The sequence below is a fragment of the Streptomyces sp. NPDC059895 genome (genome assembly GCF_042731035.1).
Lineage (GTDB): Bacteria > Actinomycetota > Actinomycetes > Streptomycetales > Streptomycetaceae > Streptomyces.
The window spans coordinates 1-6068 of the sequence record NZ_JBHWKO010000107.1; the positions used below are offsets into that span (position 1 = coordinate 1).

A 6068-nucleotide genomic window follows, 5' to 3' on the forward strand; every position below is an offset into this window, starting at 1 on the left:
CCCGGGCCGGATCTTGCGAAGCCCGCCGCAGTCCCTCCGCCCAGGCGCGGAAGGATGTCGGCACCGGGTCGAGCACCGGCCGCTGTCCCGCGGCCACCGCCTCACACGCGGCCCGCAGGTCGGGCACCAGGACGCGCCACGACACTCCGTCGACCGCCAGGTGATGCGCCGCCAGAACGATCCGACCGATCCGGCCCGGCCCCGCGTCCAGCCACACCACCTGCACCATCACACCGGTGGCCGGATCCAGGCGCTCCACTGCCCGCCGCGCCTCCTCCACCGCGACACGGTCCAACCCGTCCTCGGCGACATCTACGGCGTCCACCCGGGACACCAGCCCGGAGACATCCCCCGCCTCCGGAACGACCAGCACCCCATCGCTGCCGGCTCGGGCCCGCAACATCCCGTGCGCCTTCACCAGCGCTTCCACGCCCGCTTCGAGCACACCGACACCCAGCCCGGCGGGCGCACCGACCACCGTCCACTGCGCGAAGCCGGGCCGCAGCGCGTACGCGCCCATCGACCGCATCGCGGGCGTCAGCGGCACCTCGCCGGCACCCGTGTCCACGACCGGCCCCGAACCACCGGACACCGCCACCGCCACCGACGCCAACCGCTCCGGCGTCTTCTCCTCGAACACCTGCCGTGGCGACACCACCCAACCGGCCGCACGAGCCCGAGAGGCAAGCTGCATCGACATGATCGAGTCACCGCCCAGCTCGAAGAACCCGTCCCCGACCCCCACCACCTCCAGCCCCAACACCTCCGCGAACAGCGCACACAGCACCTCCTCCGCCGGGGTCGCGGGCGCACGGGTGGCAACAGACGCGAGATCGGGGGCGGGCAGCGCGGCGCGGTCGATCTTGCCGTTGACGGTCAGCGGAAAGGCGTCCAGGACGACGACCGCCGACGGGACCATGTACTCCGGCAGACGGGACGTGGCGAAAGCCCGTACGTCCTCGCCGTCCACATCCCCGACGACGTAGCCGATCAGACGGCCGTCCCGGACCACCACCGCAACCCGGCCCACACCTGGATGGGCGGCCAAAGCGGCCTCGACCTCACCCAGCTCCACGCGGAAGCCACGGATCTTCACCTGCTCATCCGCACGCCCCACGAACTCCAGCCGCCCGTCCGCCGACCAACGGGCCAGGTCGCCGGTACGGTACATCCGCCCGTCGCCGTCGCCGAACGGGCATGCGACGAACCGTTCCGCCGTCAGGTCGGGACGGTTGATGTAGCCGCGAGCCAAACCATCCCCCGCGATGTACAGCTCACCTGTCACCCCCGCGGGTACAGGCCGCAGGAAGACATCCAGCACATAGGTGCGGACGTTGGGCAGCGGACGGCCGATCGCCGGCGGCGCGTCCTCCCCGGTGATGCCCTCCTCCAGCAGTACGGCCGTGGTGATGACGGTGGCTTCCGTGGGCCCATAGGTGTTCCACACCCGGGTGCCCGCACGCCACTTGGCCGCAAGCCCTGCCTCCAGCCGCTCCGCACCCAGCACCCAGTTCCCAACCCCCGGAACCGACTCCGGCTCCAGCACCCCCAGCAGCGACGGCACCACACTCGCCACCTCAACACCGGCCGCCTCGACCATGCGGGCGAGCGCCACACCGTCCTGACGCTCCTCAGCCGAAGCGACCGCCAACGCCCCACCAGCGGCCAACGTCACCGCCACATCCAGCACCGCCGCGTCGAAACTGAACGACGCGAACTGCAACGCCGCCACACCCGCCTCGACCCCCAGCACCGGACGCATCGCCGACGCCAGATTCGCCACCGAGGCGTGCGCCACCGCCACACCCTTCGGACGACCGGTGGACCCCGAGGTGTAGATCACGTAAGCCAGTTGATCGGCGGTGACGTACGGCAGCTCACCCTCCACGTCACCCCCCAACTCGCCGAGCAGAACCGTCTCGACGTCCGCGGACAAGCTCCCCGCGGTCTCCTCCACCACCAACACCAGCTCGGCGCCACTATCGGCCACCATGAACACCAGACGGTCGGAGGGATACTCCGGATCCAGCGGAACGTACGCCCCACCGGCCTTCCACACCGCCAGCATGGCGACGACCATCTCCGCCCCGCGCGGCAGGCACAGCCCCACCCGCGACTCACGCCCCACACCCCGCCCCACCAACCCACACGCCAACGCGTCCGAACGCGCCTCCACCTCCGCATACGACAGCACCCGGTCACCCGACCGCACCGCCACCGCATGCGGCGTCTCCACGGCCCATCGCCGGAACCGCTCCAGCACCGTGCCGGGCTCCGTCGGCCGGGCCGTGTCATTCCAGAGCTCGACGACCATGGCTCGCTCGGACTCGTCCAACAGCTCGATGTCGGCCACCCGAAGCGTCGGGTCGTAGGCCACCTGTTGCAGCACCCGTATCAACCATCCGGCGACGCGTGCCGCCGCCTCCTCGTCGAAGAGGTCCGGCTGATGCGTCATCACGATCCGGAGGCTGTCGTCGGGCACGATGCCGACGGTCAGAGGGAAGTTGGTGGCCTCGTGCGCATCCATCCGGGTGAAGGAGATCGCGCCGGCCGCGGGCGCCCCGTCCGGCGGGATCGGGTAGTTCTCATAGACCACGAGGGTGTCGAACGTCGTCCCCGGGCCGGCCAGGCCCTGCACCTCGCTCAGTCCCAGATGCTGATGCGGCATCAGCGCCGACTGCCGTCCCTGAAGGTCCGCGAGCATGTCCAGCACCGGCTGCCCGCCGGCCAGCGGCACCCGCACCGGCAGTGTGTTGATCATCAGGCCGACCATCGACTCGGCGCCCGGCAGATCCGCCGGCCGCCCCGAGACCGTGGCGCCGAACACCACGTCGTTGCGTCCCGTCAGGCGGGACAGGACCAGCGCCCACGCGCCCTGCACCACCGTGTTCACCGTGAGGTTCCGGCTGCGGGCCAGCTCTCTCAGCCGGGCGGTGGTCTCCGCGGGCAGCTCCCGTACGAGGTCCCGCGGCAGCACGGAGACCTCGGCCCCGCCGGCCGCCTGGGGTGCCACCAGCGTCGGCCCGTCCGTCCCCGCCAGTTCCTCCCGCCACGCGGCCCGCGCCGCCTCCCCGTCCTGGCGGCCGAGCCACGACAGGTAGTCGCGGTAGGAGGTGACCGGCGGCAGCACCCGGACGTCACCGCCCGCCTTGTACACCGCCTCCAGCTCGTCCAGGAGCACCGGCATCGACCAACCGTCCAAAAGGATGTGATGAGTCGTCACGACGAGGCGGTGGCGTCCCGTACCGAGCCGGGCCAGCACCAGCTTGAGCAAGGGCGGGGAGGCGGGGTTCATCCTGTCCTCCCGCTCTTCGCGGGCCAGCCGCTCGAACCGGGCCAGGGCCTCGTCCTCGTCGAGGTCCGAGAGGTCGATGTCGCGCCAGGGCAGCGAGACGCTCCGCGAGATGAGCTGCACCGCCTCGCCGGACCTGCGCCGTTGGAAGCTGGCGCGCAGGACGGCGTGGCGTTCGAGCAGGGCCTCCCAGCATGCGCGGAAGAGCTCGGTGTCCAGGGGGCCGTCCACACCGAGGACGCACTGGAGTCCGTAGACGTCCGGCCCCTCGTCGTCGTACGAGGAATGGAAGAGCATCCCCTGCTGGAGGGGCGAGAGCGGCCACACTTCCGCGAGGGCGGAGCCCTTGGCGGGCGGCGTCGAGGGCTTCACAGGAACCGTCCTTCGTCGAGTTCGGCAGCTATGGCTTCGAGGTCGTCGACTTCGTCCTGGTCGAGATCGAGGAGTGCGAAGTCGGACGGGGTGTGGCCGCCGGCCGTCGGGTCGGCGGTGTGGGCGGCGAGCCCGGACAGCAGGCCGAGCCAGACCCCGCCCAGCGCCTGTGCGTCGGTCTCGTCCAGCAGGGCTGCGGGCCAGCTCAGGGTCAGCGTCAGCTCGGGCCCGTCCGCGGTGTCCGCGACCACCGCGCCCACGTCGAGCGCGTGCAGAGCCGGCATCCCCGGATCGGCCGCTCCCCCGACGGCGGCGTCCCCGGCCGTCTGCCAGGCCTCGACCTGGCGACCGGGCTCGGCACCCGCGGTCGTGAACCGGCCCAGGTAGTTGAAGCCGATCTGCGGAACCGGCAGACCCGCCAACACCTCAGCGGTCGCCGGGTTCAGGTGACGCAACAGGCCATATCCCAGACCATCGCCGGGCACCGCCTGCACCTGCTCCTTCACCCGCTTGACCAACGCACCTGCCGCCGTGCCGCCGGCCACGGCTTCGGCCAGGTCGACGCCGGAGGCGTCCAGCCGTACGGGATAGGCGGCGGTGAACCAGCCCACTGTCCGCGACAGGTCCATGCCCTCCGAGAGCGGCTCACGGCCGTGCCCCTCGACCTCCACCAGGAATTCACCCACACCGGCCCACTCGCCGACCGCACCGGCCAGCGTGGCGAGCAGCAGCTCGTGCAGTCCGCAGTGGAACACCCGTGGCGTCTCGCCGACGAGCACCGCGGCTTCCTCCGCCGGGACCGTCCAGGAGAGCAGGCGCAGGGTTGACGTCGTATCGACGGCCGGGTCCAGCGGGCGACGGCCGACCAGCGGTTCCCCGGCGCCGGCCGTACCCATGCCGGCCACCATGTCCACCCAGGCGGCCAACTCATGCACCCGAGCCGGGCCCTGCGCCGCTTGCCGCAGTCCCTCCGCCCAGGCGCGGAACGAGGTCCCCGCCGGCTCCGGCTCCGGAGCCCGTCCCGCGGCCACCGCCTCACACGCGGCCCGCAGGTCGGGCACCAGGACGCGCCACGACACTCCGTCGACCGCCAGGTGATGCGCCGCCAGAACGATCCGACCGATCCGGTCCGGCCCCGCGTCCAGCCACACCACCTGCACCATCACACCGGTGGCCGGATCCAGGCGCTCCACTGCCCGCCGCGCCTCCTCCACCGCGACACGGTCCAACCCGTCCTCGGCGACATCTACGGCGTCCACCCGGGACACCAGCCCGGAGACATCCCCCGCCTCCGGAACGACCAGCACCCCATCGCTGCCGGCTCGGGCCCGCAACATCCCGTGCGCCTTCACCAGCGCTTCCACGCCCGCTTCGAGCACACCGACACCCAGCCCGGCGGGCGCACCGACCACCGTCCACTGCGCGAAGCCGGGCCGCAGGGCATCCGTACCCATCGACCGCATCAACGGCGTCCACGGCACCTCACCCACGCCCGTGTCCGCGGCCTGGGCGGAGGCCTCCTGCGTGCCGGCCGCGACCATCGCCAGCCGCTCCGGGGTCTTCTCCTCGAAGATCTGGCGCGGGGTCACCACCCAGCCGGAGCGACGAGCGCGGGAGGCGAGCTGCATCGACATGATCGAGTCGCCGCCCAGCTCGAAGAAACTGTCCCCGACCCCGACCAGCTCCAGGCCCAGCACCTCCGCGAACAGCGCGCAGAACGCCTCCTCGGCGGGCGTACCCGGCCGACGGGCCGACGCCGAACCCCCGAACTCCGGAGCCGGCAGCGCAGCCCGGTCCACCTTGCCGTTCACCGTCAACGGCATCCGCTCCAGCACCACCACCACCGCCGGAACCATGTACTCCGGCAGCCGAGAGGAGGCGAAGACCCGCAGAGTGTCGGCCTCCGCCTCGTCGCCGACGGCATAGCCCACCAGCCGACCGTCCCGGACCATCACGACGGCGTGGTCGACCTCGGGGTGAGCCTCCAACGCGGCCTCCACCTCGCCCAGCTCGATCCGGAAGCCGCGGATCTTCACCTGCTCATCCGCACGCCCCACGAACTCCAACTGCCCGTCCGCCGTCCAGCGGACCAGGTCGCCGGTGCGGTACATCCGCTCGCCGTCGCCGAAGGGGACGGCCACGAACCGCTCCGCGGTCAGGTCCGGGCGGCCCGCATAGCCGCGTGCCAGACCGGGGCCGGACACATACAGCTCACCTGCCACACCGACCGGCACCGGCTGAAGGAACTCGTCCAGTACGAACGTCCGCGCGTTGCGCAGGGGACGACCGATCGGAACGCTTCCCCCGGATCCGGCTCCCGGGGTGAGGGGCAGACTCATCGCCGCGCACACGGTCACCTCGGTCGGACCATAGGCATTGACCATCCGCCGACCCGACGACCACC

General features: G+C 71.8%; 2 protein-coding genes. Both read right to left on the minus strand.

Features of this window, described 5'->3' with window-relative positions:
- Positions 1-3664: amino acid adenylation domain-containing protein (locus ACFV9M_RS41575; protein WP_385079574.1), on the minus strand; the 3664-nt coding region annotated here is incomplete at its 3' end.
- Positions 3661-6068 (minus strand): condensation domain-containing protein (locus ACFV9M_RS41580; protein WP_385079577.1); only part of this gene is annotated, 2408 nt, incomplete at its 5' end. The genes ACFV9M_RS41575 and ACFV9M_RS41580, both read right to left, overlap by 4 nt.